We start from the raw sequence: 25,601 nt of genomic DNA, 5'->3' as shown, positions 1-25,601 counted from the left end.
GTTGCTTCCAAGACTTGCGTGGGCCAACATTTTTTGGGCGGTGCAAATGTCGATTTGGAGATCAGTATGCCGGACCTCAAAACAAACAAGAAAAACGTCATCGCTTTCTACGAAATGATGTTCAACGAGTGTCGACCTGCCGAGGCCATAGAGATCTTTGTTGGGGAAACCTATACGCAGCACAACCCGCATGTTGGCGACGGCAAGCAAGCCTTTGTCGAGTACTTCGAGCGTATGGCTGCCGAATACCCGGGAAAGCGTGTGGATATCAAACGTGCCTTTGCTGAAGACGACCACGTTGTTTTGCATTGCCACCAAATCTGGCCCGATGGTCTCGAGTACGCAGGGATCGATATTTTTCGCCTGGATGTCGATGGGAAGGTTGTCGAGCACTGGGACGTTCTTCAGGAGGTTCCGGCAAACAGCGAGAATGAAAACGGCATGTTTTGACTTAACTGTTCTGACAGCGGCGCATGGAACATTGAAAGGTCCTGTCGGCTGAACCACGATAGTCAAAGGGCATAAGTCTGATCCAAGAAAGCCGCCAGAGCGTATTTGTCAGGAACCGTCGAAAGGAGACAAAAATGCTTCCGACCAGAATTATTGCGGTGTGCCTCGTACTTTTCGCAGCTACCTCGCTTCACGCCGGAGTTCAAATTCGCTTCATAGAAGGTGCACCAAAGGACCGTTTTGTTCTGACGAATGTCGGAACGTGCGAAGTAGAAGCCTCAACCCTCAAAATTGACTTGTCGCAATCTACCGGACGCCTGATTTTCGATGTCACCGAAAATGGCGCAGGCGTAGAGGTATTCCAGCCGCTTGAAATCGTTGAGGGTGTTGATGCACTGCGGCAACTTCCTTTGGTGGTGGACGGGCAAAATACAATTGAACTTGAGATCGCCGCCCTCGCGGCTGGGGACAAACTCGCCTTTACCATTGATGTTGATGATACAATCGGGCAACGCGAAATCACCGTAACCGGGTCCGAGATCGAAGGCGCAACAGTGTCATATGCCGACGCAGTTGAGACCAATACTGCAACCTTCTCTTCCGACGCAGTTGTCAACGTAGCGACCAAGGACTGCTGAAAGCTGCCTTACAATGTCGAACTGGATGGTCCGCATAGCATTTCTTGCCCTCGTGATGGGAGGCGGCATCCTGATCGGGACACTGACTGCACCTGGCGAATGGTATGCTCAGCTTTCTAAACCTGCTTTCAATCCACCAAATTGGATTTTTGGTCCGGTTTGGACGGTGCTTTATGTCTTGATAGCCATGGTTGGTTGGCGCCAGTTCGAAACAGACCGAAGTTCGACCGCAATGAAGCTGTGGTGGGCGCAGATGGGTCTGAACTTTTTGTGGTCCCCAGCCTTTTTCGTACTGCAACTGCCGTGGTTTGCCCTTGTGGTCATTGTCGCGTTGTTGGCCGTAATCTTCATGTTCATCGCTCAGGTCAGGAATTCAGATCAGGTCTCCGCATTGGCCTTCCTGCCTTACTTCGCGTGGGTCGCATTTGCCACGGCGCTGAACCTTTCCATTGCGATACTGAACTGAGAAGGAACAATATGCGTGCCAACTTCATTGGGCTTGTTTCAGGTCTATTTATCATCGGATGCACAATGGCTCAGGCTGATGGAAAAATTACTGAAGACTTCTCCAAGTCTCCGGAGACGCGCTGGGACTACATTGCCGACACCGTTATGGGAGGGGTCTCTTCAGGGCAGGTGCAGTTTCATTCGGAAGGTGATGTTGCATTCGCGCGGTTGACCGGAACCGTGAGTACAGAAAACAACGGCGGCTTCATCCAGTTCCGACGCAAGTTACCTGTTCGACCAGATGAGGGTGTATCAGGCGTCAGGTTAGTGGTGCGGGGCAACGGCGAGCAATACTTCGTTCACCTCAGAACACGTGGCACGGTGCTGCCCTGGCAATACTATCAGGCCGAGTTCGAAACTTCTGACGAATGGACCGAGGTTTCTTTACCTTTGTCAAACTTTAAGGCTTCAGGTGCCCTGTTGCGCTCTATTCCCGTCGCTGACGAAATCACCTCAGTTGGAATTGTCGCCTACGGGCGCGATCACGACGCCCGTGTAGATGTCAGCGAGATTGGCTTTTACTGAAGGTCGCCTGGACGATGGCCCGAAATACGTCAGGGTGTTTCCCATTCGCTGTAGACGCGTGTCCGAGAAGAGCGACACGCGGCCAGATTACTTGTCAACAAACCTAAAGCTGTGACCCAATTGGTAAAATACCTAGGAAACCGGAAACTATGTGATCCCAAGCTGATCCTGTCGGTTCGGATTCATACTCAAGGACGTTGCCATCATCGCCTCTTGTTGTCCATTTAAGCTGACCGGCGTGCTCTAGCGTTACGTTATATGTGTATGCGGGTAGCGCGTCGTCCAAGGCACCCATAGTCCGTGCGGTCAATGCTGGTGAGTCAATCAGAATTCCCATTTCGGTGTTGATGTTGACAGACCGCGGGTCCCAGTTGAACGACCCTACGAACAAGTATCGGTCATCAACTGCAAATGCCTTGGAGTGTAGGCCTGATCGAGATTGAGCCCAGTTAATACCCCGACGTTGGACCTGATAGGCGTCGGGGCGCAGTTCGTAGAGTTCTACCCCACCGCGTAGAAGTGCACGGCGTTTCTTGGCGTAGTGCGCGTAAACGGGTGCGACGTCGTTAGATGCAAGTGAATTGGTCACAACCTTTACGTCGACCCCGCGGTTTTCGAGTTCGGTCAGCCATCTCACACCGTTGTTGCGCGGCACGAAATAGGCGGACACGATGGTCACCTCACTGCTGGCATTCTCAAAGTGCGGAAGCAATTGAGATGCCAGGACGGGACCTGAGTTCTCGAGGCCGGCGGCTTTCGAGGGCGGATCAGCATAAAGTTTCGCAGGCAGCCAATCCAGTGACAGGGCTCCATCCGCGAAGTTCTCTTGCGCTGATTTTCTGAGGGCAGCGCCGTATTGCGTTTGCCTCGCTTCCTCGACCAGTTCGTTCAACCGGACTCGTGCATCAGCAAGGTCAAATTCTTGGGGTTCTCCAACGACCACACGAGCCGGAACGGCGAATTCGCTGTTCCAGAATGCGTCAAAGCTTTGCGACACCTCGCGTACAACTGGGCCTGCGGCCAGCACATCCAGATCGGCATAGTTCATTTCTTTCCGCGCCAGAAAATACTCGGCACCGATGTTTCTGCCACCCACTATCGTGAACACGTTGTCCGCCGTCATGGACTTGTTGTGCATTCTGCGGTTGATGCGTTTGAAGTCCGTCAGACCCGCGAACAAAAGGCTCTGATCGCGCCAAAACGGATTGAACAGCCTGATTTCAATATTCTCGTGATTGTCCAATGCGGCTGTCATCGCGTCATAGCTGGACGTATCCATGTCATCCAGCAACAATCGGACACGAACACCCCGATCTGCGGCCTGCAATAGACTAGCTGCAAAAAGGTGGCCCGTTGGGTCGTTGTGCAGAAGGTAGTATTGCGCGTCTATCGTTTGCTCAGCCGCAGCCGCCAACAACAGCCTTGAGACGAGCGCTTCTTCGCCATCACTGATTAGCTTGACGCCTGACCGACCGTCTTTGGGATTCCCAAGGCGATTGGCCGCCAGGCCCAGAGCTGTGCCTGAAATCGCTGGCAGCGAAGCCGATACCGTCTTTTCATATGTGCGGGTTTTTGGAGCGCAAGCTACAAGAGCCAGCGCGCAACAAACACAAACCAGGAACTTCCATTGCGCCATTTGCTTCCTCCAACCCTATGCCTTAGGTGACTACGCCGGAGCACGCGATTGCAAGTTTGTTCTATGTAGCCTGAGGTTGTTTCGTTTTTGGTGTTGATTTCGCACATCCTACTTTGTCGATTGGCGACTGTGACGGCGTGCTAGTTCGAACGAACTCTGGCAGTTCCCCAATAGGCGGGAATTTAACCAACCACTCGTGGTATTTGATGGTGACGCGTGGATTGCAATATTTGACGACATGCCCATCTTGCCTCGAGGATCGCCGTCGCTGCTCCTAGGCGCAGATAGCATGGTGTTCTGATCGTTTGAGGTCGTGCTTTGGGCGGCGCTGGTTCTACTTAGTCCCGTTCGCTGTCCAAAGCTTCGCGTATGAGCGCCAGATTCGGCAGCGAGTTGCGAAATGGATCGAACCCGAGTTCGTACAAAACAGGATCCAGGGCTTCCGACATCCGATCCATACAAGCTTTCAAAAACTCCGCGCCTCGCGGTGTGGACCGGGCAATTTTTGAACGCTTGTCATTGGGGTTGGCTTCAAGGGTAATTAAGGCATGACTTTCAAGACTGGAGAGCATGTGCGTCATCGACGTCTTGGGCACTTGAAAAGCGTTCGATAGCTGTAGTGGCGTCTCTCCCTCGGGGCGCCGGACCAGGTGGCCCAATATGCCAAATTGGGTTGCGGTCATTCTGCCAGGTAAGAACGCTTCTAGCTTGGTCGAGATCAACTGATTGATGATCCCGACCTCGGTGAAGAACCGGTAGACTTCGTTGGTCTCATGTTCAGGCTTCATTCAGAATTCGTGTCTCCAGCGGCCAGCGGGGTGTGGCAATTGGTTCGGGTCCATACCCCAAACGCAGCAACATTTGCACTGTGTGCCCTGTTGGCGCAAGAAGCTCATGCGCCAGAGCGTATTCATCGGCCATCTCGGGATATTCCTGAAGTGCCTGACTGACCGGATGAACGCCCAGGCCCATTTCGGTTGTCTTCAGGTAAAAACGCATCAATCGACGCCCGGCATCGAGTTGATCGCTTCGCGTGTTTGTAGCCGTCTTCATGACCGCGTATTGCGGCGTCGCGTCTAGCATGGCGAAGTAGCCTCGCATGTGTGACTGAGTACCTGGGTGGTCAACGTTCATCAGGGTCTCATTGTCCAACAGACCTGCTAGTCGCAGTGTTTCCAGCATGGGATCACGCAGTTCAATCCCGTCAGGGTTGGCGTTGATTTCTGCTTTCCCGATCCGCATGAGGTCGACGGATTCTTTCAGCGTCTGCGGTGTACGCATCTCGATTTCAAATGCGCGTTTCGTGAGGTCTCGAATACGGGCCACTAGACTCTCATCGGAAATCAGAGTGGCGTAGTTTTCAAGGACTGACATTTCCGCCTCGGACAGACGCTGTTCAGTGTACGGTTCTTTGTTGGAATGCCGTTTGAGGATTTGATCTGATAGTGGATCGGATGTCCCGCCTGGCACAAACACTGCTTCTGCGATGGGTCCGTCATCCCCATCTGGCAGTAACTTGACCTCGGTATCGAACCCGAAAGCACTTGCCGCCAGTACCATCGTCTCAACAAATGCCCCGAGGCCAATATAGAGCTGACGGTGGTAAGGATCGGTTTCCGGAAGCTCGCGATCAGGATCACGGTGGATGCGCACCTTGTCTCGTCCAACCAACTCGACCAGCCAAGGTTGCAAGTTGTGCGGATTGGGGGCGAGAATTGCATAGGACAAAGCAACTTTGCGTGGGTCGTCATACGGTTTTGGCGTCCACGGAGCCAGCGCGTCATGCGGTGTGCGTGTAGCGAGAAACGCAACCGCACCGGTTGCCGCCAGTATTGTGCCTCCGCCTAGAATCTTGAGAAAACGTCTTCGGTTTAGCATCTTGACTCTCCAATAGTGCGATATCGTACTAATTTAATACGAATTCGTACCACATCAACCCCAAACGATACAGTGATTGATTGAGTGATTTGAAAAAAGAAAATCAGAACAGCCGGACGCAACCGTGGACTGCCGTGGGCGACAAATATTCGGAGCGCCTTTGATGTCGAAAATTGGCAGTTATTTTAGTTGATTAACGACCGGACACGAGAAGATCAGAGGCTGTTGAGCCGATGCTTTTCGAGTATCCCGCAAAGCATAGCCTGCGCTTGCAGCCTGTGTTCTCGATGACGTTCGCGGGCGGCATCTGGACGACCTTCACTAATCGCTTGAAAAACAACCCGGTGATCTTCATTGGATTTGACGGGCAGGGGCCTGATGAACAACGTAGTTGCGCGCGCGCGACGCACCTGGTCGCTCATCATGGCGACAATCGCTTCGACCCGTTTGTTGCCGCCCAACCGAACGAGCTCCTGATGAAACAACTCGTCGGCCTCGGCCCAGGCTTCAAGGTCTCCGGCTTCGATGGCTTGGTCCATCTTTGCAATTGATCCAGCAAGTACCGCCAGTTCATCTTCGGAATAACCCGCTTCGGCAGCGCGCTGCGCTGCGAGGCTCTCGAGTTCCGTCAGTATGTCGTAAATTTCACGCATGTCATCTGATGAAACAGGTAGTATCCGCACGCCCTTGCGGGGCCGCATTTCCAGCAACCCTTTACTTTCCAACATCAAAGCAGCTTCCCGTATCGGGGTGCGGGACATGCCCAGAGTTTCGGCGAGTTCCGACTCCAGATGGTCAGTCCCGGCGGCAAGTTCGCCGGACAGGATCATCTGCCGCAAATCCCTAACAGCGCGTTGCGTATTGGAAAGAGTTTTTGCGTCCTGATCCTTCACGGTGTCTCCAGGTTGATCTTTCGCCCTTCCGCAGCCGAGAGATAGATGTTCTCTTCGATGCGGATCACGTCCAAATAGTCTCGGGCCGTGTTTTCCAACGGTGTGCCTCTTAGAAGGCCTGAAACGACGTGACTTTGCAAGGCGTGGACGCAGTCACCTCCAAACCCATCGTGATCGCTTGGAGGTAGAATCTGCTGCCGCTCCTGTTTTCCAAAAACGCGGAGTTCTACTGAACCGTCGCCGTTAAGAACCAGTGATCCTTCCGTTCCTTCGACGAGAGCTTCGCCCATAGTCTGACGCAGGTTTTCGGCGCTGTGGTCAAGGCACCTGTTCCCATCGAACAGAGCTTTCAAACCGTTGGGGTGGTCAAACAGGATGTAACCTGCATCCTCGCCCGCGATAACGGGGTTAACTTGACGCAAGTCCGCATAAACTGCGCTGGGCGCATCGAATAAAAATCGGAATGTGTCTACCCAGTGAACCGCTGTTTCATGAACGAGGAAACGTGGCATATCCTGAAAGTACGGCTGCCGGTCTAGGTAGGCGCGCGGTCCCTGTCCGTCACCGGGTCGAAGTCGGAAAGTCGCTTGTAGAGGTGTTCCAATTCGACCCTCGGTCATCGCTACCTTGATCGCACGATACCAGGGCTGAAAGCGAAAGTTCTCATGCACGACAATGGTTGCGCCTGCTGCTTCAGCCTCGGAGACGATCCTCTTAGCTTCATCCAATGACATGCAGAAAGGTTTTTGGCAGATCAGCCATTTTATTCCAGAGCGCAGTGCCGTTCGGATAACGTCGGCCTGCGCCACAGGTGGAAGGATGATGTCCACGAGATCTGGTTTTTCCACCTCCAGCATTTTTGACAGATCATTGTAAGCGGCCAGTCCTGTTTCTTTCGCCTTGTTGATATCACGGTTGCAGGATGCAATCGGAACCGCTCCGGGCATTCGGGACCAGCTTTCGTAGTGGAATTTGCTGAAGTATCCCGCTCCAACACACGCAACCTTGATGGCTTGTTGAGTATTCATGCCCGCAATGCTTCCAATACCGACGCGGCTGCATCCCGCGTTCCGGCGGTGCCACCTAAGTCACACGTCAGGTTCTGTCCGTTCGCAGTCACCTTTTCCACGGCTTCGCTCAACCGTTCGCCGTCGTTGGACAGGTCTGGATGATCATGGGTCAACCCCAACCATTCAAGCATCATTGCTGCGGACAGGATCATCGCAAAAGGATTGGCAATACCCCGTCCCGCAATGTCCGGAGCGGAACCATGGCAGGGTTGGAATACAGCGTGATTCAACCCGATATCCGCTGACGGAGCCAGTCCAAGACCACCCATGAGACCCGCGCCAAGGTCGGAGAGGATGTCTCCGAACATGTTCTCAGTCACCAATACATCGAATTCCCAAGGCTTTTGAACCATCCATAGAGCGGTGGCATCAACATAGGCATGGTCTGCCTGCAATTCGGGATGGTGTGCAGCTTCTGCATCAAACATCGATCTGAAGAACGCAAAGGCGCGGAACACATTAGCTTTGTCGACACATGTAACTCGACCCCGACCGCGCCCGGTTCTTTTGCGGTTCTGGGCGAGTTTAAACGCGAAACGGAACAGTTTTTCGGACACCTCACGAGTGATCAGCAGAGTTTCACGTGCTTCGTGTTCGGTAACTTCGCCAGTGCCTTGGGTGAAGAACAGTCCTTCTGTGCTCTCGCGTATCAAGACAAAGTCGATCTCTTTTCCGGTGGGCAGCGCCAAGGGGGTCATTTGCCCGCTGCTTACCTTTACTGGCCGTACACCAGCGAAAAGTCCCAGTTGCTTTCGCAGATCGATCTGCGGTGAAATCTCGGTTCCGTCAGGGTAGCGAACGTCCGGCAAACCCATTGCAGATAGCAGAATAGCGTCGGCGTTGCGTGCAGTTTCGAGTGACCCAGCCGGAAACGATTCTCCAGTTTTGGCGTAGTGGCCTGCGCCCGCCGGAGCGTCTGTAAACACCAGTTCGTATGAAGGACTGCTGCGCGAAAGCTGGTACAGAATTTCAAGCGTAGGGGCCATAATTTCCGGGCCGATTCCGTCCCCGTGGAACACTGCCACATTATAATTTTTCTTCATCTTAGCCCGCTTCCTTCCCGTTTCGCATTCATAGCGCGATAGCAGCTTTCACTACAGTCCGTTGACAACGCATTCTTTAATGTATACGCAAATAAATGCAATAATAAACGCAAAGTTGTTTGGGAGGACTTGGAAATGAAACAAAAGCTAGGGCGGTTGGCGGCCGCAGCCGTGATGGCGACCGGGATTGCAGGGGCAGCTGTTGCGCAGGATTATCCCTACCGTGATATCACCACAGCTGTGGTCTGGGGGGCCGGAGGAGGTACGGATACGATCAACCGAATGATCATGGCCGAGATGGAAAAACACCTTCCAGTCTCGATCAATGTGATCAATCAAACAGGTGGTGTCGCAGGCTCCAACGGTATGGTCTACGTCATGAATCAACCAGACGATGGCTACACATTGGTTGGTCTGTCAGAGTCCAACGTCACCGCTGCTGTGCAGGGTGGTTGGGATAAGAAATTTGACTTTTGGTATCCGTTCATTGTTGGCGGATCACCTGATCTGATCTCGGTTCCAGCAGATAGCCCTTACAACACGCTTGAAGAGCTGGTCGACGCCGCAAAAGCTGCTCCTGGGACCATTCCAGCGGCGGCTTCCGGCGCAGGTTCGATCCACCACTTGAACCTTCTGGCTATCGAAAAGGGGTCCAGTGCAGAATTCAAGTTTGTTCCATACAAAGGTTCAGCGCCCGGGCAGGAGGCAGCAATAGCAGGTGAAGTCGCGTTGGTTGTGACTTCTCTAGCTGAACAGGCCCCGTTGATCGAAGGCGGTCAACTTAAACCGCTTGCGATGTTGACACCCGAAGATGCGCAGATTGCAGGGGCAACAGTGCCTTCTGCCTTTGGCATCTATGACGGTCTCGATCAGTATTTGCCACTCAAGCAGGCCATCGGGTTTGCAGTTCACAGTTCAGCGGGGGACGACGTAAAGGCCGCGCTTGGTGATGCCTTCGAGCAAGCGATTGCCTCCGACACCGTCGCTGAATGGGCCTCTGCAAACAATTATGATGTCGGTGGTCAACACGGCGAAGAAGCTCAAGAGCTGTTTGCGAACCTCGAAGCTACCTTTGCCTACACCTTACAAGATTTGGGTGCCGCAACCGTCGATCCGGCGTCGCTGGGTATCGAGAAGCCATAATCCGATCACATTTGAAAGGGCGCGCATAATCGCGCCCTTTCCGACAAGAGGCAGGCAATGGACAAACCTGACGATACACTGATCATGCGGGCGCGCGATTTCTGGGCCTCGATTGGTCTGATAGCAATTTCCACCTTTTTCCTTTGGAAGACGTCGGACATCCCCCTTTGGGGTGAAAACCGCGCAGGTGTCAGTGGGTCGGACTGGTACAACTCGGCTGCAATTGTACCGCTGTTCATCTTCGGTGGATTGCTTGTGTTGTCCTTCGTCTTGCTAGCTATTTCGATCCGCTCAGGTGGAGCCCAAAACGCGCTCAGTGCTTTGGGGATCGGATGGGATAGGTCGGAAGCCTATCGAGCATCAACAATCGGCCTGATCCTTCTTGCATATGTCGTGGGACTGGTCCCCAGAGTGGACTTCATTCTGTGTTCTGGGTTGCTGATTACAGCTTTGACCTACGGGTACTACGGCGGCCATTCTCAGCGTGCTTTGGTGGCCTGTATCGCAGTTGTCGCTGCCGGTTTGTTTGCATTCATCTTCTTTCCTGCACAGGTGGTTTGGAATGCACATGGTGATGATTGGTTTACACTGGCCTTGTGGGTCGCGTTAACACTAGTGGTGTTGACCAAAGCGGCTTCTGAACGCGTTTTGCGGTTCGTTCCATTGGTGGCAATACTTGCCCCGCTCATCCTCGTTTGTGCGATGGCCTTTGTTTTCCGGCAGAACGTGCCCGCGCGCGGCGGGCTGATCTTCAAGCAAATCGAATACCACTACTACGTGACGCTTCGTCCGCTATGGAAAGACTGACCGGATGGACTTTATTCTTTCGCAACTAGCTGGATTTGGGACTGCATTCGTGGGTCTGGCAGTGGACCCGCTGACCTATCTGTATTTGATCGCATCCGTATTCCTGGGCATCACATTCGGCGCATTGCCCGGCCTTACGGCAACCCTGGCAGTGACGATCTTGACGGGTTTCTTCGGCAACAAAATCCCGCTGGACTATTCGCTCATCGCTTTGCTCGGGGCCTATGTCGGCGCGATTTACGGCGGCTCTTACCCGTCTATTCTGCTGAACATTCCGGGCACAGCAGCCAGCGCGGCGACAGCCATGGATGGCTACCCACTGGCTAAAGCGGGTCGAGGGGGTGAAGCACTTGGGCTGACCACGACGGCCAGTTTCATTGGCACAGTTATCGGGACCATCACGCTTTTGATTTTTGTCTGGGCGCTGCTTTTGGTTTCAAAGAACATCGCAAGCCCAGAGAAAGCACTGCTGGCCCTTTTCGGCATTCTGCTTTCGGGCACTTTGATGAGCGAAGACCTGGTGATTAAGGGATGGATCGCCGGTCTGATCGGGCTTGCGATGTCCATGGTGGGACTTGACCCTCTGTTGTCTGAGCCGCGCTATACCTTCGGCTGGTCTTACCTGATGAGCGGATTTCAGGTCGTGCCAGTTTTGATGGGTGCCTTTGCCATCCCCCAAATTATCGACGGTTTGAGGCACGTTGAGGCTGGGAAAGTTGTAGCCCTAAAGGGTCGAATCCTTCCGAACCTACGCTCCATCCGACGCTACCTGCCCACCATTGGCCGGTCAGGAGTGATTGGAACTGGGGTAGGAGCGCTTCCTGGCGTCGGCGAAGATGTCGCCGGTTGGGTCAGCTACGGTGTTGGCAAGACCGTATCTGCCGAGGGCGACAAGTTTGGAAAAGGATCATTGGAAGGTCTGCTGTGCTCCGAGACTGCAAACAACGCCTGTATTGGTGGTGCGCTAATCCCGCTTTTAGTGTTGGGCATTCCCGGTTCGCCACCCGCCGCGGCTTTGATGGGGGCCTTCAAGATCAACAACGTGATCCCAGGCCCCACGATAGACCCCGAGATCATTTTGCGCGTGGTTGCAATTTTAGTGCTGGCCTCCCTGACAATGTTCTTGATGGGCCTGTTCACCGCTCGGGTATTCATCAAAATACTTGCCATCCCGCAGACCATCTTCTTACCCGTCGTTATGGTTCTGACAACAATTGGGTCTTTCAGCGTCGGTGGTGGTATCAATGATCTCTACCTGATGCTTGGCGTCGGCGCCGTTGCCTACTTCATGAACCTGATGAAGTACCCAATCGCGCCGTTGGTGATAGGCGTTATTCTGGGCAGCCTGTTTGACGAAACCTTCCGCCGGTCATTGTTCCTGTCGGATGGGGATCCTTCGGTCTTCTTTTCACGACCCGGTGCGGCCATTCTGCTGGTGCTCAACATTGGTCTGATCCTCAGCCAGCTGCCCGTTGCAAAGCGCGCTTTCTCACGCCTGAAAGGACTTTCTGTCTGATGTTTGTAGTCACTGTCACTTTCACTCTCAAACCCGGTACGAGAGACACTTTTCTACCGCTGATGGTCAAAAACGCTTCAACCTCGTTGCGTGAAGAACCCGGATGCCAACAGTTTGACGTGTGCCTCGGCGACGATCCCGAGACAGTTTTTCTTTATGAGGTTTATGAGGACAGCGCGGCGTTCTCTGCCCACCTAGAAAGCGCGCATTTTCAGTCCTTCGATGCGGCAGTGGCTGATATGATCGCCACCAAGGTAGTTCACCAGTATTCCGAGGTCATCCGATGAACGATTGGGAAATCCATGCCGTGAAATACGCGGATCGCAACGCCCGGACGCGAGCCGATAGCTTCATTGTCGATGATAATCATGACGCTCCTCACGCGATGGATTATTTCGTTTGGGTGCTCAAACGCGGTAACAAAGTCGTTCTGGTCGATACCGGTTATGACTCCGATGAGGCCGCCGCACGTGGTCGTCCCATCGCGATGGACCCTCGCGAGGCTCTAAGCCCTTTAGACATTATGCCAGAAGCGGTGACTGAGGTCATCGTGACCCACCTTCATTATGACCATGCAGGGGGGCTGCATTTGTTCCCTAACGCGAAATTGCACATGCAGTCGGCGGAAATGGCCTTCGCCACAGGTCCATGCATGTGCCAGGATCACCTGCGTGCGCCTTTCACGGCTGGCCATGTCTGCGAGGTCGTAAAGCGTCTCTATTCAGGCAAGGTCGTGTTCTACGATGGAGAAGCCGAGATTGCAGATGGGGTAACGGTGCACTGCATCGGAGGGCATTCGCGCGGGTTGCAATGCGTTCGCGTAAGAACGGCGGCCGGGTGGATGGTACTCGCCTCTGACGCCTCGCACTATTACGAGAATTTCATGGCACGCAAAGCCTTTCCTATCGTCGTCGACCTGCAAGACATGATGGATGGTTTCGAGACACTTGAGAGGTTGGCTTCGCATTCTAGGCTTATCGTGCCCGGCCATGATCCACTTGTGCGTGAGGTATTTCCCGTGGGCGCGGCACCGCATATCCATAGGCTGGATCCAGGGCCGACGCGGGACATTGAACTATGAAAATCGGTGTCATAGCGGACGATTTTACTGGTGCAAGTGATGTCGCAAACACCTTGGCGAAAGGTGTTGAGCCGGAAGGTGGATTACGAACGGCTCAGTTTCCGGGTATTCCAACTACCCCAGCCGACAAAGAGATCGAAGCGGGTGTGGTCTCACTTAAGAGCCGCACCGCACCTATTGAGGAAGCCGTAGCGGACAGCTTGCAAGCTCTGCGGTGGCTTAAGGATCAAGGATGCCAGCAGTTCATTTTTAAATACTGCTCGACATTCGATTCCACTAATGAAGGAAACATCGGCCCGGTCGCGGAAGCGCTTGCCAACGAACTGGACGCGCAGAAGGTGGTTTTCTGTCCGGCCTTTCCCACCACGGGGCGTACCATCTATCACGGCCATCTTTTTGTGCTCGGCAAGCTATTGCACGAGTCTGGGATGGAAAATCACCCTCTTACTCCGATGACGGATGCGAACATCAGGCGTTGGTTGCAGCACCAGGCCAAAGAGGCGGTTGGGTTGGTTCCAGTTGGCACCGTGAAGCAAGGGCCAGAGGCGATTGCTGATGCGTTGCAGATCGCAGACGAACGCTTTGTAATCGGTGATGCGATTTCGGACGAGGATTTGCTGGCCTGGGGCGAGGCACTGATGGATGCCCAGCTGATTACCGGGGGATCCGGGATAGCATTGGGTCTACCCAGAAACTTCGTCAGAAAAGCTTCGTCCAAAAGAGGTGGCATTGTGTTCACAGGTATCTCTGGGCCTGCCGCTATCCTTGCAGGGTCATGTTCAGGTACGACACGCGGGCAGATCGATGTTCATGCGGAATCCAATCCGACGTTCGCCATCGATGTTCCGGGTGTTATGTCCGGGGATGTGACTACGCAAACGCTTCTGGATTTCTTTGAAACGCATTCAAGAGAGTCCCCTCTCGCTTACTCATCAGGAAGCCCGGAAGAGGTGCGTGCGATCCAAAGTCAATTCGGTCAAGAAGTAGTAGCGGACAGGCTGGACAATCTCTTTGCGGAAACAGCACGAGAACTTGTTCAAACGGGTCATAAGCGCCTTGTCGTGGCCGGAGGAGAGACGTCAGGCGCTGTCGCCAAGGCCGTCTCTGAGGCATTGGGTTCACAGGCCATGTCAATTGGGCCAGAGATCGATCCGGGCGTGCCAGTCTTGAGCGTTGGAAAGACTGAACCCATTGCGCTGGCTCTAAAGTCTGGAAACTTCGGCGCTCCGGACTTTTTCGCGAAGGCCCTCAGAATGATGGAGTCCGGTAAATGAGTTCTGAAGAACAGACACTGCGACGGCAGATGTCGGAACTGTGTGCATCACTGTTTGCGCGTGGTTTTTCCGTCGGCACGGCGGGCAATGTCTCCGCGCGTTTACATGACGGGATCCTCATGACGCCAACGAATTCCACCTTGGGCGATATCGACCCCGAGCGCATCGCCAAGATTAGTTTGGATGGCAACCACGTTTCCGGCGACAAGCCGACCAAAGAGGTTTTTCTGCATCAAGCCTTCTATGACACGCGGCCGGAAGCGGGCGCTGTGGTTCATCTGCACTCGACCTGGGCCACTGCTCTGTCGTGTCTGGAAGACACCGATCCCAATGACTGTATTCCGCCGCTTACGCCGTACGTGGTGATGCGCGTCGGCACGGTCAAACTGGTTCCATACATCAAACCAGGCGACCCGAAATCCGGTTACTTGATCCGCGAACTGGGCGGCAAGTATAGTGCGGTTCTGTTGGCCAATCACGGTCCCGTCGTTTCGGGAAAGGATCTCTTCTCAGCGGTCTGTGCAGCAGAAGAGTTAGAAGAAACAGCCAAGCTACTAGTGGCTTTGCGGGGCCTGCCAACCCGGTTGCTGGATGTAGCTCAAGTCGCAGAACTCAAAGAGACTTTCGGAAGGATTTAATCCGGCACCGAAAAGTGGAGTGCGCAGACTTTTGGGCAAATCGTGCAGAGTTATGAGCAAATATCGCGCAGAAATATGGTCGAACTTCAAGAATTTTCTTTAATGAAATCAATGGCGGTAATGCAGCGTTAGAAGAGCACCTACAGTCTCTGGGTTAGTTCAGGATCTCTGACGATGCAGACCTTTTTCGACAGTGCCCGCTTGTTAGACCCGATCTGAGAGGTGGACGACATTCAATTGGCGTCCAGGCTCAATAGCCTGACACGTCGCGGGCGTATTCCTGATAGATGCCGGGGTCAAAGATGGAATTCACTGCAAGCTCGCGTCTGGGCAACATGTCGCTGGGAAACACTTGCGCGGCCAAAAAAACCTCTGGCGTTACAAACCTCAGACCCTCGGGCAAATCCCCCAGCGTAGACGCGGGTTCATTGGTCGCAAGGTTGTAACCCCAAACCCCGAAAGAAGGGATCGACATCTGATAGTTCACCACCTGCGGGAACATCTCGGACAGGGTTTCCGATATCGTCCAATAGGTATGGGGGGAAAAGAAAGGTGAGCTGCTTTGTGTCACCAGAACGCCGTTTTGGGACAGAATGCCCTGAACCATGGCGTAGAACTCGACCGAATACAGTTTTGAAAGCGCCTCGCTATGAGGATCGGGAAAGTCGATGATGATCCGGTCATAGATCTGATCGGTGGATTTGACATAGTTGAAAGCGTCGGTGTTGTGAACGTTTAGTATGGATGCCTCCATGCTGTTGTCATTCAGACGTGCGACGGGGGCCAGATTGCGCCCCAGGTCGGTCATCGCTGGGTCAAGATCGACCAGATCGATACGCTCAACGCTGGGGTGTTTCAGGATTTCACGTACTGCCAGACCGTCGCCACCGCCAAGCACCAGAACCGACTTTGGGGTGCTATCCCCCCAGGACAAGGCAGGGTGGACCAACGCTTCGTGATAGCGGTATTCGTCGGTTTCAGCGAATTGCAGATGGCCATCAATGTACAGGCGCACGTCGTTTTTTTGCCAAGTATTGGTAACGACCAGCGACTGATACTGCGATTGTTTGCGCCAGACGATGCGATCAAAATACAGATGATCCTGCGCAAATGCAGTGATGCGCCCGGCCACCAAGGTCAGGGCGAACAACAAAACTATGGTACCAATGGCACAGGCCAGCATCCGTTTGGGCGCATCCAGTTGGTCGCGCAGACACAGGACGCTGAGCAGGCCAACCATGGCATTGGTCAGACCGATAGCGAAAGAGGATGAAATCAGCCCAAGCGACGGCAGCAACAGAATGGGAAACAGAACCGATCCCCCAAGCGCACCGATATAGTCTAGTGACAGCACATCAGCGATGGATTCCCGCGTTGTACTGCTTTCCGACAATACGCGCATCAGCAGCGGTATTTCCAACCCGACCAGAAATCCGATGGCCGAGATGAAGGTGAACATACCCACCGTGTAAAACCAGGGCGCGTAAGGAAAAAGCATGAACAGCGACACGCTGCACAGACCACCGATCAGCGCCAGGATCAGCTCAACCCAGATGAACGTCTGGATCAGGTTGCCGTGGAAAAAACGGGACACATAGGACCCCACGCCCATGGCAAACATGAAAAACCCGATCGTAAGTGAGAACTGATAGACCGAGTTTCCCAGCAGATAGCTGGACACCGTACCGATGATCAATTCGTAGACGATGCCACAAAGGGCAACAACAAGGATTGCGCCAAGAAGAACCATCGCCTGCCGCCGGGGCAGCGCCGTGTAACGCGGTGTCAGAGTATCAGTCATTTCAAAATCCGAAAACGGGAAGACCCGGCACTGATAACGCGCCGGGTCTGAGTGGGGTTTGGTGTAGTCGCGGCGTCTTATTTACCGGCGCGCAAACCGCCCGAGCGGGCGCTGCGCGGGGCCGAGTAGCTGTTGCGCGGTGTCACTGACCGGTTGTTGAAGCTGGACGCGGTAATGCCGGCCGAGCGTTGGCGGCTGATCAGGTTGCCGATCAGAGCCCCCGCCAGAAATCCCGCCCCCGAGAACCGCAAGCCCGCGGATTGGCCGGTGGTGTCGGTGGCGATCAGGCGGTTGTTGGCCTCGTCAATCTCGATTGTGAAAATCTCACCCTCGCTCGAGTCGCGCGTGCCATTTGCGTTCGGATCGACAAAACCCGAGAATTTGGCGTCAGACAGAACCTCCATGCCCAGCGGTTCGTCATAAAAGCGCGGGTCCGAGTTCATGACCTGAGCCAGATATCCGGTGAACTCATCCACCTGCTCGTCAGATGCTTCGGCGATGCTGTTGGCTTCCAGGTATTCCTGATACTGGTTGATCGCGAATTCGGTCCGGTCCAGAACCTGCCCAAGATCGGCGGTTTGCTCGGATTTCGAGCTAAAAAACATCGAATAGGCCACAAAGCCTACAACGCCAACAATGGCTATCGTTTTAATGTTTCCAAACATAACTTCTCCTATTGATTTGAGATTGTGATTCAGGATTCGCTCAGGTCGCTGCTCCACCAGACCTGATGCAGGTCTTTGCCGTAGAACTCTTTGAGTTCGCCGCATTTTTTCAGGCCATTGGCCTGCAGTTCTGTTGCGTTGGCGTTGGACAGGTCGGACGGGATGGCCAGAACGGCCATGCGATAGCTTTGCGCGCGCGCCAACGAAAGCTGTTGATCCAGCCCGCTCAGCCCGCTGCTGGTTTCGCACCAGCGCAGGCCGGCAACGTCGTCCGTTTCGGCGGCTTTGTGAATGTCGGTGAAGCTCAGGCCAGTGGTTGGCGATGGCTCTGCCGCCTGTATGTCGGGCGCTTCGGGATTGTCCAATCCATAGATGATCTTGGCTTCGCGTGGGCCGTGATACCCGGGTACCGTCAGTTCGACTTCGGCTCCGAATTCCTCATACAGTTTATGCGCCGCGGCATAGAGCTTTTTGCCAAACTCTTCATAGTCGCTGGTTTCGATGAAAATCTTGCGGACATGCATCTGGGCCAGTTTGCCAAGCAGGTCGTTCAGCATCTGGCTTCCCAGCCCCTTGCCCGCATGCGCCTGATCCAGATAAGTCCAGGACAGCCAGGCGATGTCCGGCGCATCTTCGTCGAGGCAATAACCGATCAGCCCCAGCACCTCGCCGCGGTCCTGCAGGACGAACATGTTGTCCGTTCCTTCATGCACGAACTTGTTTTCGGCTTCGTCGGCATCATCTTCGTCGGTTTGGGCGATGATTTGGACAGCCGGGGATACATGCCGCCATTCCATGGGTTTAAGGGTTGGCCCTTTTGAGCCGAACAGGGCGCTAAACATGGCGAGTCCTCCTCCGATCAAGGCGGATGTGCTGTGGGTGAAAACGGCGATCTGAGGGCGCAGAAACAACAGCTCGGCGATAAGGACAAAGACAATCAGCGCCAGCATCCAACTGCGTCGCCCCGGTGTGCTTGTGGCAATCACGCCATAGGAAACCAAGCTATAGGCGACACTGGACAGCCCCACAAAGCCGGGTCCGGCCAATGCGAATTCTGTTGTCGTTCCGGCAACGGCGCAAAGGATAACAAGCCCTGCGGTTCGGGCGCTGCCCAATTGCGGTTCGCTGAGGCTGCCGCCAACAAGAATCAGCAGGCAATTGAGCGTCAGATGGTTCAGGTTGCCATGTCGGATCGAAAACAACAGATGATCGGGCAGCGTCACAATGGGTCCGGAATGCCGAACCGGACCCCACAGCGCATAAACGATTATCGCGCATAGTATGAGACTTATCGTGACCGGGCATTTGCGCAGTTCCTTCATCCGCCCTTTAGCAGCCCGCCGCCGCAAGCCGGTGTCTGCTCTGTCCGATCAGACCGCGCTTGATGGATTGCACATCGACGCGCTGGGGGCGGAAATAGGACTTCAAAACCTCTAAGCTGCGCTGTGGTTCTGCGTCACCGCACATAAAGATATCGATGGCGGCATATCCGTGTTCGGGCCAGGTGTGGACCGAGATGTGCGACTCGGCCAAAAGTGCCATGCCTGTGAAACCTGCCCGTTGTCCGAAATCGCGCATGTTGATCCCAAGAACCTGAGCATTGGCAGCAATTGCCGCGCGTCTCAGGGTCTCTTCTGCTGGGGAAGGATCGTAAAGTGCGCTTGCATCGAAAAAATCTGCTATAAGGTGTAGGCCCAGAGGAGATGAGAACCCATCCATATGAAATCGAAACCTCAAATCAAAAAATTCTGCATCCTGACTATCCCTCTGATCTTGGTAGTCAATCTCAACTCAGGTTTATCTGAATTGGGTTGCTGGGCTGTGGCAAAAAAACACAACTCATGAGGGATTTGTGCTAAAATTAAATCAAGACCGCGACTGGTCCGGTTGTGGTGCTTTTGGGCGCAATTTCACATAACCTGCTGATCGGCTGTCTCAGGTTTGCTTTGACCTGGAATTAAACCGGTTCTGCCAGATCCTTGCGCGCTGTGCGTCGCGGTTTTCATATTCGGTGATGGCCTGGGCAATGCCGCGATCCACCGATCCTTCCCGATCCGACCCGATATCCGTCATGCGCATGGTATACCACGCGGTCATCCCTCCGGGTGGAAGGGTAGTGAAGCGGGGGAAGGGGGCCTCGTGTCGTCGCGCCTGCCACGTCCGGGGCAAAGCGGGATCAAGAACAAAGCCCCGTGCGATACCCACCGCATCCACATCCCCCGCCATAATTGCGGCTTCTGCCTCGTCGCGGCGCTTGAATCCTCCGGTGGCCATAAGCGGGATCGCGGTTAGACCGCGCGCCGCATGAACGAAGTCGAGGAAATAGGGGCCTTTGGACGTACGATCGGAACTGGACGGAGCGCCCGGGAAATAAGTTCCGCCGCTGATGTCCAATAGATCAACACCTTTGCCTTCAAGCCCTGCAACCACCTTCAGCGCGTCTTGTTCTGTAAGGCCGCCGTCCAGCTGATCGGTGGCGTTGAGTTTGACAGCAACTGTAAAATTGCGGGGCACTGCGGCACGAACGGCCTCGACCGTGTCGATCAGCAGGCGCATCCGCGCGTGGATTGCGCCGCCATAGGCATCCGTCCGGCGGTTGAAGAGGGGTGAGAGAAACTGGCTCAGAAGAAACCCATGCGCGGCATGAATCTGGACGCCCCCAAAACCAAGTTTGGCTGCAAGATGGGCAGTGCGGGCAAATTGATCCGGGATTGCTCTGATTTCGGGCAAAGACATGGCTTCGCTGCGAAAGTCTGGGAAGTCTATCGCACTTGGGCCTCTGGGCTGGCTGATCGGTAAATGGGCCAACGCCCCGGCATGGCCGAGTTGCAACCAAAGCTGCGCGCCGTCGGCCGACCCGCGCCGGGCTAGATCGCTGAAGGCCGCCAGGTCGGCTTGTTCATCAAGCACCAAATTGCCCGGCTTTTCGGGGAAATGAGGATCGCCTTGCACCTCGCCGATAATTGACGCGGCCACACCCCCTGTTGCCCAACGTTCATACAGACGCATCTGTGCAGCGGTTGGGTTGCCCTGACCGTCGGCCAGTGAATCCGACATGGCCGATTTGATGATCCTGTGCTTCAAAACACGCCCGTTCGGCAGTGTAAGCGGCGTGAAGAGAGAGATGTTCGAGGCGGCGGGCAAGGTAGTTCTCCTTGGTTTTTGATCTCCACCTTAGATAATTTGGACAATCTCTTTTGATAATGTAGTGATTGGGATTAGTTTTTGATATTTTTTGGATCAAATGGCGCAAAAGGCTGAACTGGAAATTCTTCTGGCCGTGGTTGATCACGGCAGTTTCTCGGCTGCGGCCCGCGCATTGGGATACACCCCGTCGGCCGTGGGCAAGCGGGTGTATCAGCTAGAGCAGAGGTTGCGGGTGCCGCTTCTCATACGCTCGACTCGGCGCATGACCTTGACCAAGGCGGGACAGCGATATGTAGAGGAAGCGCGCGAGATTCTCGCCCGCCTGACGGCACTGGAAGAGGACATTGCCGATGGTGCCGACAGCCTGCATGGAACGATCCGCCTGACAAGCTCGGCGGCTTTTGGTCAGCGACACGTGATCCCTCTGGTCATTGAATTCATGGATCTCAACCCCGAGGTCGAGATTGACATGCTGTTGACGGACAAGGTTGTTGATCTGGTCGGAGAAGGTTTTGATATCGCGATCCGCAGCGGCGTTTTGCCGGACTCATCGCTTGTGTCGCGGAAACTGATGAACAATCGGCGGATACCATGTGCAGCGCCCACCTATCTTGAGCGGCATGGCGAACCGCAGCAACCACAGGAATTGACCGCGCATAAATGTCTACGCCTGGGGCCGGAAAAACACCTGTCGGATTGGGGATTCACGGGAGCAGCGGGTCCCATATCGCGTCTTGGGCCGGGGTTTTCATGTAACAGCCTCGAAGCGCTCCATGCAGCGTGCTGCGCCGGGCGCGGCATTGCTTGGCTGCCGGAGTTTCTTGTCTCGAATGACTTGCACACTGGTCGCTTGACCTCGGTTTTGCCCGATCATGCTGAACCGAATGCCGGTGGTGGGATCTTTATTCTGCGCCCAGAAATGCCGTTTTTACCGCAGCGCGTGCGGGCCTTGATCAACTTTGTGGCCGACCATTTCTCGGGCAAGACCAGCCCCCGAGATGCTTGAGGTGCGGGCCGAGAAGGTCTGTTGCGCCTGAATTGATAAGATAGTTCCGCTAGAGCTGGGAATATTGGAACATTCTTCTTTTAAGAGTGGTGGTAAATCCACGATAAACCCCATATTAAGTGCGTCACGAATCCATCAGGCAGAAAAACAGTCCCGTGTTCGACCTACCGGCGCAGCGTGCGCATCTCTCCGAAAAATATGATCTGACCCCATCGCCCGAGCTTGCCGCAAGCATGAGCGATATCTATGACCGCATGTCCCGCGTGGTCTCGCCCGTCGATTGGGCGATCTATGCGCCCTATGTCAAGGCGATCAACGACCTGAAGGTCGAGCGCAACGCGGTCATTCTGGGCCATAACTACATGACGCCCGAAATTTACCATGGCATTTCGGATTTCGGCGGCGACAGCCTGCAACTGGCGATCAAAGCGACCGAGGTCGAGGCGGATGTGATTGTGCAATGCGGTGTGCATTTCATGGCCGAGACATCCAAGATTCTTAGCCCGGACAAGACGGTGCTGATGCCGGATATGGAGGCGGGATGCTCGCTGGCGGAATCGATCACCGCCGAAGGGATCGAGGAAATGCGTCGCCGGTATCCAGGTGCGCCGGTTGTGTCTTATGTGAACACCACGGCCGAGGTCAAAGCGGCGTCAGATATTTGTTGTACTTCGTCGAATGCCGCCCAGATTGTTGCGGCGCAAGACAGTCACACGGTCATCATGACGCCGGATCAGTATCTGGCGCAGAACGTGGCACGCGATGTGCCGCAGAAAAATGTGGTCTGGTGGGAAGGGTCATGCATCGTGCATGAACAATACAGCCCGCAAGATCTGCGCGATTTCCGGGAATGGAATCCGGGCACCCGCCTGATTGCGCACCCTGAATGCCCACCGGACGTTGTGGCCGAGGCAGATTTCTCGGGCTCCACCAGCGGTATCATCAAATACGTCTCGGACGAAAAGCCGGAAAAGGCGCTGCTGATTACCGAATGCTCGATGGCGTCGAATATTGCGGATTCACTGCCCGAGGTTGAGTTTGTCGGCCCCTGCAACATGTGCCCCTACATGAAGAAGATCACGCTGGAGAAGGTGCTGTTCGCGCTTGATACCATGACCGGGCAGGTCGAAGTTGACGCCGAAGTGGCGGACAAGGCCCGCCTGTCGGTGCAACGCATGATCGACTTGTCACGCCAGCTGGGTATTTGATCCGCGACATGCAGAGCGTTGAGACGCCGCGTGTGGTCATCATCGGCGCCGGGCTGGCGGCAGTCTATGCGGCCCTGAAGCTGGCCCCTTGCCCTGTGGTGATGATTTCGCCTGAACCGCTTGGATCGGGTGCAAGCTCGGCCTGGGCACAAGGCGGCGTTGCCGCTGCCATGGCGCGGACGGACAGCCCCGAAGCGCACGCGGACGACACCATGCGCGCCGGGGCCGGGTCGGTCCTGCGCGAGGTGGCCGAGTTCGTCACCAATGCCGCACCGGAACATATTTATGATCTGTCCGACTTGGGCACCGGGTTTGATCGCACCGCCGATGGTGGGTTCGTGCAATCGCGCGAGGCCGCGCATTCCGCCGCCCGCGTGGTCCGCGTCAAGGGCGATCAGGCCGGAACCGAGATCATGCGTGCTCTGATCGAGGAGGTGCGCCGAACGCCGTCGATTCAAGTGATCGAGGGCGCGCAGGCCGTAGGGCTGGAAAGCGACGGTACACAAGTGACCGGCGTTTACCTGACCCGCGCCGATGCCGCCGATGCGCCGCCGATATTGCTGCGCGGATCAGCGCATGTTCTGGCCACGGGGGGATCCTCGGGCCTTTATGCCCAAACCACCAATCCTGCACGTATCCGCGGGCAGGGGATCGGCATGGCTGCTCGCGCAGGCGCGCGCATTGCAGATGCCGAATTCGTGCAGTTCCACCCCACCGCCATCGACGTGGGCGAAGACCCGACGCCATTGGCAACCGAGGCGCTTCGGGGCGACGGTGCCATCCTGATCGACAGCGCCGGCCACCGGTTTATGCCCGACATCCACCCTGACGCTGAACTGGCCCCCCGCGACACGGTTGCGCGCGCCGTTTACCTGAAGGCGCAGGCGGGCAAACGCCCGGCATTGGACACGCGCCAGGCCATCGGGGCCGAGATGGCTAGGCAATTCCCCTCGGTCACCGAGGCCTGTTTGCGCAACGGTGTCGATCCTGCGACCGACCCCATCCCCGTGACCGCTTCGGCGCATTATCACATGGGCGGGGTTGAGACCGATCTGGCTGGGCGCAGCTCACTGATTGGGCTGTGGGTGTGCGGCGAGGCAGCCTCGACCGGGTTGCATGGGGCGAACCGGCTGGCGTCGAACGGGTTGCTTGAGGCGTTGGTGTTTGCCCGCTCTTGCGCGCGCGACATTGCAACCGTTGTGAATCCGCAGGACGCGGCTGAGGTGAACATTTGTTTTGCCACTGGTGGTGAGCTGATCAATGAACAGGATGTGGCCGCCCTGCGCGAAACCATGACCGAACATGTGGGTGTGGTGCGCGACGGTACCGGCCTGCGCCAAGCGTTGACGAAAATCGCGGCGTTGGAAGCCCGGCATGCGGGCTCTGATCTGTTTCTAAACATGACCGCCACCGCCACTCTGATCGCGGCTGCCGCGCTGCTGCGCGAAGAAAGTCGCGGTGCCCATTCCCGATCCGATTTCCCCGATCTCACCCCCGGCCCCGGCCAACGCTCGGCCCTGACGCTGAGCGAGGCGCTGGCCCTGCGGGACCGCATTGCAAAGGACACAGTATGAAATACCCGACCCTGCCCGACTTGATCCTTGAACCGATGGTACGTTCCGCGTTGATGGAGGATCTGGGGGCCAATGGCGATATCACCACCCTGACCGTAATCCCTGCGGAAGCCACTTATTCTGCCCGGCTGAACGCGCGCGAGGACGCGGTTGTCTCGGGTATGCAGGTGGCTGCGCTGGCGTTCCGTCTGGTCGACCCGGCGCTGCGTGTCACCACCCACGTCGCCGACGGCCAACGCTGCACAAAAGGCGATACGTTGATGGAAATTGAGGGCAGCGCCGCTTCGATCCTGTCGGGCGAGCGGGTGGCGCTGAATTATGCCGGGCGCATGGCCGGGGTGGCGACCGCGACGGCGGCGCTGGTGGCCGAAACCAAAGGCGCCAATGCTCGCATCACCTGCACCCGCAAGACCACGCCCGGCCTGCGTATTGTCGAAAAACAAGCGGTTCTGCATGGTGGCGGGTTCAATCACCGCTTTTCCCTGTCCGACGCGATCCTGATCAAGGACAACCACATCGCCGCTGCCGGTGGGGTGCGCGCCGTGCTTGAGGCTACCAAGGCCCGCGCCTCGCACATGATGAAGGTCGAGATCGAAGTGGACACGCTGGACCAACTGGCCGAAGTGCTGGAGGTCGGCGGGGCCGATGTCGTGTTGCTGGACAACATGCCACCCGAGACATTGAAACAGGCGGTGGCACTGGTCGACGGCCGGATCGTGACCGAGGCATCGGGCAATATCAGCCGCGACACCGTGGCCGCCGTGGCGGCAACCGGCGTGGATTACATTTCATCCGGGGCGCTGACTCATTCCTATCGCACCATCGATATCGGGCTGGATTTCTGAACCAACTCAAACCCTCTCGCGGATGGAGGCCGCTCCGGTGCCAGCCCTCTGACCGCCCGCGAATAGTGATCGTGACCTATGTCAATGACGGCTCTGCGCCAGTGTTGTTCATTAGGGGCATATCGCTGGCCGGGCTGTGCAATCCTGATTGCCGTGCTCATGGACAGTTTGGGGGTGTGATGGCTTTCGACGGCCCAAGCTCCAACTAAGAAGAGGCTCGCGTTGAACGCGCTGGGTTGGAAGAGGTGTTTGACCG

The 25,601-nt window shown here is 55.6% G+C and carries 26 protein-coding genes; 15 read left to right on the top strand and 11 right to left on the bottom strand.

The window, feature by feature from the left end; translation table 11 throughout:
- Positions 1–66 precede the first annotated feature (66 nt).
- From ACR0AJ_RS20045 to ACR0AJ_RS20030, 4 genes are all read left to right on the top strand, one after another.
- A complete protein-coding gene (locus tag ACR0AJ_RS20045) occupies positions 67–450 on the top strand; it encodes a nuclear transport factor 2 family protein (protein ID WP_170352040.1) in 384 nt (127 codons plus the stop codon).
- A gap of 134 nt (positions 451–584) precedes the next feature.
- On the top strand, positions 585–1,088 hold the full coding sequence (locus tag ACR0AJ_RS20040; RefSeq protein ID WP_480649291.1) for an aggregation factor core: 504 nt from the start codon (positions 585–587) through the stop codon (positions 1,086–1,088).
- Positions 1,089–1,101: 13 nt separating this feature from the next.
- Positions 1,102–1,554 (top strand): TspO/MBR family protein, encoded by a 453-nt coding sequence (locus ACR0AJ_RS20035; RefSeq protein ID WP_480663598.1) that lies wholly within the window; start codon positions 1,102–1,104, stop codon positions 1,552–1,554.
- 11 nt (positions 1,555–1,565) lie between these two features.
- Complete coding sequence (locus ACR0AJ_RS20030; protein ID WP_480741749.1) at positions 1,566–2,120, top strand: CIA30 family protein; 555 nt, start codon at positions 1,566–1,568, stop codon at positions 2,118–2,120.
- A gap of 103 nt (positions 2,121–2,223) precedes the next feature.
- On the opposite strand, the gene ACR0AJ_RS20025 is transcribed toward ACR0AJ_RS20030, so the two are convergent.
- The 6 genes from ACR0AJ_RS20025 to ACR0AJ_RS20000 all read right to left on the bottom strand — a co-directional run bounded on the left by ACR0AJ_RS20025 (position 2,224) and on the right by ACR0AJ_RS20000 (position 8,640).
- Entirely contained in the window at positions 2,224–3,756 is a 1,533-nt protein-coding gene (locus tag ACR0AJ_RS20025) for a phospholipase D family protein (RefSeq protein WP_480741747.1), read from the bottom strand.
- A gap of 338 nt (positions 3,757–4,094) precedes the next feature.
- Positions 4,095–4,544, bottom strand: coding sequence for a MarR family winged helix-turn-helix transcriptional regulator (locus tag ACR0AJ_RS20020; protein ID WP_480741746.1), 450 nt, complete (start codon positions 4,542–4,544; stop codon positions 4,095–4,097).
- Complete coding sequence (locus ACR0AJ_RS20015) at positions 4,534–5,634, bottom strand: Acg family FMN-binding oxidoreductase (RefSeq protein ID WP_480741744.1); 1,101 nt, start codon at positions 5,632–5,634, stop codon at positions 4,534–4,536. The genes ACR0AJ_RS20020 and ACR0AJ_RS20015 overlap by 11 nt, the downstream gene beginning before the upstream one ends.
- Before the next feature lie 215 nt (positions 5,635–5,849).
- A complete protein-coding gene (locus tag ACR0AJ_RS20010) occupies positions 5,850–6,527 on the bottom strand; it encodes a GntR family transcriptional regulator (RefSeq protein ID WP_170361961.1) in 678 nt (225 codons plus the stop codon).
- The gene (locus tag ACR0AJ_RS20005) at positions 6,524–7,555 is read right to left on the bottom strand and encodes a Gfo/Idh/MocA family protein (protein WP_480741741.1); all 1,032 of its coding nucleotides are present in this window, start codon (positions 7,553–7,555) and stop codon (positions 6,524–6,526) included. The genes ACR0AJ_RS20010 and ACR0AJ_RS20005 overlap by 4 nt, the downstream gene beginning before the upstream one ends.
- A complete protein-coding gene (locus ACR0AJ_RS20000) occupies positions 7,552–8,640 on the bottom strand; it encodes an isocitrate/isopropylmalate dehydrogenase family protein (RefSeq protein ID WP_480741739.1) in 1,089 nt (362 codons plus the stop codon). The genes ACR0AJ_RS20005 and ACR0AJ_RS20000 overlap by 4 nt, the downstream gene beginning before the upstream one ends.
- 135 nt (positions 8,641–8,775) lie before the next feature.
- Between ACR0AJ_RS20000 and ACR0AJ_RS19995 the strand changes: the two genes are divergently transcribed.
- From ACR0AJ_RS19995 to otnC, 7 genes are read left to right on the top strand one after another with little or no spacing between them, the layout of a single operon-like run.
- Positions 8,776–9,783: a Bug family tripartite tricarboxylate transporter substrate binding protein gene (locus ACR0AJ_RS19995; protein ID WP_170361964.1), complete on the top strand. Its 1,008-nt coding sequence runs from the start codon at positions 8,776–8,778 to the stop codon at positions 9,781–9,783.
- Positions 9,784–9,840: 57 nt separating this feature from the next.
- A complete protein-coding gene (locus tag ACR0AJ_RS19990; RefSeq protein ID WP_480644830.1) occupies positions 9,841–10,590 on the top strand; it encodes a hypothetical protein in 750 nt (249 codons plus the stop codon).
- Positions 10,591–10,594: 4 nt separating this feature from the next.
- Positions 10,595–12,106 carry a tripartite tricarboxylate transporter permease gene (locus tag ACR0AJ_RS19985; protein WP_480649307.1) on the top strand — a complete coding sequence of 504 codons (1,512 nt, stop codon included), beginning with the start codon at positions 10,595–10,597 and terminating at the stop codon, positions 12,104–12,106.
- Positions 12,106–12,393: a putative quinol monooxygenase gene (locus ACR0AJ_RS19980; protein WP_480638644.1), complete on the top strand. Its 288-nt coding sequence runs from the start codon at positions 12,106–12,108 to the stop codon at positions 12,391–12,393. The genes ACR0AJ_RS19985 and ACR0AJ_RS19980 overlap by 1 nt, the downstream gene beginning before the upstream one ends.
- Entirely contained in the window at positions 12,390–13,187 is a 798-nt protein-coding gene (locus tag ACR0AJ_RS19975) for an N-acyl homoserine lactonase family protein (RefSeq protein WP_480638645.1), read from the top strand. The genes ACR0AJ_RS19980 and ACR0AJ_RS19975 overlap by 4 nt, the downstream gene beginning before the upstream one ends.
- The gene (otnK, locus tag ACR0AJ_RS19970) at positions 13,184–14,461 is read left to right on the top strand and encodes a 3-oxo-tetronate kinase (protein ID WP_480741737.1); all 1,278 of its coding nucleotides are present in this window, start codon (positions 13,184–13,186) and stop codon (positions 14,459–14,461) included. Before ACR0AJ_RS19975 ends, otnK begins: the two co-directional genes overlap by 4 nt.
- A complete protein-coding gene (gene otnC / locus ACR0AJ_RS19965; protein ID WP_170352025.1) occupies positions 14,458–15,099 on the top strand; it encodes a 3-oxo-tetronate 4-phosphate decarboxylase in 642 nt (213 codons plus the stop codon). The genes otnK and otnC overlap by 4 nt, the downstream gene beginning before the upstream one ends.
- Before the next feature lie 250 nt (positions 15,100–15,349).
- Here otnC and ACR0AJ_RS19960 read toward each other — a convergent pair whose 3' ends face one another.
- The 5 genes from ACR0AJ_RS19960 to ACR0AJ_RS19940 all read right to left on the bottom strand — a co-directional run bounded on the left by ACR0AJ_RS19960 (position 15,350) and on the right by ACR0AJ_RS19940 (position 20,709).
- Complete coding sequence (locus ACR0AJ_RS19960) at positions 15,350–16,900, bottom strand: polyamine aminopropyltransferase (RefSeq protein WP_425082487.1); 1,551 nt, start codon at positions 16,898–16,900, stop codon at positions 15,350–15,352.
- 77 nt (positions 16,901–16,977) lie between these two features.
- Complete coding sequence (locus ACR0AJ_RS19955; protein WP_170399946.1) at positions 16,978–17,565, bottom strand: hypothetical protein; 588 nt, start codon at positions 17,563–17,565, stop codon at positions 16,978–16,980.
- Positions 17,566–17,594: 29 nt separating this feature from the next.
- Positions 17,595–18,887: a GNAT family N-acetyltransferase gene (locus ACR0AJ_RS19950; protein ID WP_480741734.1), complete on the bottom strand. Its 1,293-nt coding sequence runs from the start codon at positions 18,885–18,887 to the stop codon at positions 17,595–17,597.
- A gap of 7 nt (positions 18,888–18,894) precedes the next feature.
- Entirely contained in the window at positions 18,895–19,284 is a 390-nt protein-coding gene (speD, locus tag ACR0AJ_RS19945; protein WP_480741732.1) for an adenosylmethionine decarboxylase, read from the bottom strand.
- 216 nt (positions 19,285–19,500) lie between these two features.
- Entirely contained in the window at positions 19,501–20,709 is a 1,209-nt protein-coding gene (locus tag ACR0AJ_RS19940; RefSeq protein WP_480741730.1) for an oxidoreductase, read from the bottom strand.
- A 100-nt stretch (positions 20,710–20,809) separates the two neighbouring features.
- On the opposite strand from ACR0AJ_RS19940, the gene ACR0AJ_RS19935 reads away from it, so the two are divergent.
- The 4 genes from ACR0AJ_RS19935 (at position 20,810) to nadC (ending at position 25,345) form a co-directional block, all read left to right on the top strand.
- Entirely contained in the window at positions 20,810–21,718 is a 909-nt protein-coding gene (locus ACR0AJ_RS19935) for a LysR substrate-binding domain-containing protein (RefSeq protein WP_480741728.1), read from the top strand.
- Positions 21,719–21,873: 155 nt separating this feature from the next.
- Complete coding sequence (gene nadA, locus ACR0AJ_RS19930) at positions 21,874–22,926, top strand: quinolinate synthase NadA (RefSeq protein WP_170352018.1); 1,053 nt, start codon at positions 21,874–21,876, stop codon at positions 22,924–22,926.
- Between the two features lie 8 nt (positions 22,927–22,934).
- Positions 22,935–24,500 carry an L-aspartate oxidase gene (locus tag ACR0AJ_RS19925; RefSeq protein ID WP_170352017.1) on the top strand — a complete coding sequence of 522 codons (1,566 nt, stop codon included), beginning with the start codon at positions 22,935–22,937 and terminating at the stop codon, positions 24,498–24,500.
- On the top strand, positions 24,497–25,345 hold the full coding sequence (gene nadC, locus ACR0AJ_RS19920; RefSeq protein WP_480741726.1) for a carboxylating nicotinate-nucleotide diphosphorylase: 849 nt from the start codon (positions 24,497–24,499) through the stop codon (positions 25,343–25,345). The genes ACR0AJ_RS19925 and nadC overlap by 4 nt, the downstream gene beginning before the upstream one ends.
- Positions 25,346–25,601: the final 256 nt, after the last annotated feature.

The organism is Ruegeria sp. CJ9 (genome assembly GCF_056536625.1).
The sequence above is the reverse complement of the archived record's forward strand: the minus strand, read 5'-3'. Positions and strand labels throughout refer to the sequence as shown.

Bases quoted from the DNA above. Each gene is read 5' to 3' on its own strand.
- ACR0AJ_RS20045 (WP_170352040.1), top strand. From the start codon at position 67: ATGCCGGACCTCAAAACAAACAAGAAAAACGTCATCGCTTTCTACGAA.
- ACR0AJ_RS20040 (WP_480649291.1), top strand. From the start codon at position 585: ATGCTTCCGACCAGAATTATTGCGGTGTGCCTCGTACTTTTCGCAGCT.
- ACR0AJ_RS20035 (WP_480663598.1), top strand. From the start codon at position 1,102: ATGTCGAACTGGATGGTCCGCATAGCATTTCTTGCCCTCGTGATGGGA.
- ACR0AJ_RS20030 (WP_480741749.1), top strand. From the start codon at position 1,566: ATGCGTGCCAACTTCATTGGGCTTGTTTCAGGTCTATTTATCATCGGA.
- ACR0AJ_RS20025 (WP_480741747.1), bottom strand. From the start codon at position 3,756: ATGGCGCAATGGAAGTTCCTGGTTTGTGTTTGTTGCGCGCTGGCTCTT.
- ACR0AJ_RS20020 (WP_480741746.1), bottom strand. From the start codon at position 4,544: ATGAAGCCTGAACATGAGACCAACGAAGTCTACCGGTTCTTCACCGAG.
- ACR0AJ_RS20015 (WP_480741744.1), bottom strand. From the start codon at position 5,634: ATGCTAAACCGAAGACGTTTTCTCAAGATTCTAGGCGGAGGCACAATA.
- ACR0AJ_RS20005 (WP_480741741.1), bottom strand. From the start codon at position 7,555: ATGAATACTCAACAAGCCATCAAGGTTGCGTGTGTTGGAGCGGGATAC.
- ACR0AJ_RS20000 (WP_480741739.1), bottom strand. From the start codon at position 8,640: ATGAAGAAAAATTATAATGTGGCAGTGTTCCACGGGGACGGAATCGGC.
- ACR0AJ_RS19995 (WP_170361964.1), top strand. From the start codon at position 8,776: ATGAAACAAAAGCTAGGGCGGTTGGCGGCCGCAGCCGTGATGGCGACC.
- ACR0AJ_RS19990 (WP_480644830.1), top strand. From the start codon at position 9,841: ATGGACAAACCTGACGATACACTGATCATGCGGGCGCGCGATTTCTGG.
- ACR0AJ_RS19985 (WP_480649307.1), top strand. From the start codon at position 10,595: ATGGACTTTATTCTTTCGCAACTAGCTGGATTTGGGACTGCATTCGTG.
- ACR0AJ_RS19980 (WP_480638644.1), top strand. From the start codon at position 12,106: ATGTTTGTAGTCACTGTCACTTTCACTCTCAAACCCGGTACGAGAGAC.
- ACR0AJ_RS19975 (WP_480638645.1), top strand. From the start codon at position 12,390: ATGAACGATTGGGAAATCCATGCCGTGAAATACGCGGATCGCAACGCC.
- otnK (WP_480741737.1), top strand. From the start codon at position 13,184: ATGAAAATCGGTGTCATAGCGGACGATTTTACTGGTGCAAGTGATGTC.
- otnC (WP_170352025.1), top strand. From the start codon at position 14,458: ATGAGTTCTGAAGAACAGACACTGCGACGGCAGATGTCGGAACTGTGT.
- ACR0AJ_RS19960 (WP_425082487.1), bottom strand. From the start codon at position 16,900: ATGACTGATACTCTGACACCGCGTTACACGGCGCTGCCCCGGCGGCAG.
- ACR0AJ_RS19955 (WP_170399946.1), bottom strand. From the start codon at position 17,565: ATGTTTGGAAACATTAAAACGATAGCCATTGTTGGCGTTGTAGGCTTT.
- ACR0AJ_RS19950 (WP_480741734.1), bottom strand. From the start codon at position 18,887: ATGAAGGAACTGCGCAAATGCCCGGTCACGATAAGTCTCATACTATGC.
- speD (WP_480741732.1), bottom strand. From the start codon at position 19,284: ATGGATGGGTTCTCATCTCCTCTGGGCCTACACCTTATAGCAGATTTT.
- ACR0AJ_RS19935 (WP_480741728.1), top strand. From the start codon at position 20,810: ATGGCGCAAAAGGCTGAACTGGAAATTCTTCTGGCCGTGGTTGATCAC.
- ACR0AJ_RS19925 (WP_170352017.1), top strand. From the start codon at position 22,935: ATGCAGAGCGTTGAGACGCCGCGTGTGGTCATCATCGGCGCCGGGCTG.
- nadC (WP_480741726.1), top strand. From the start codon at position 24,497: ATGAAATACCCGACCCTGCCCGACTTGATCCTTGAACCGATGGTACGT.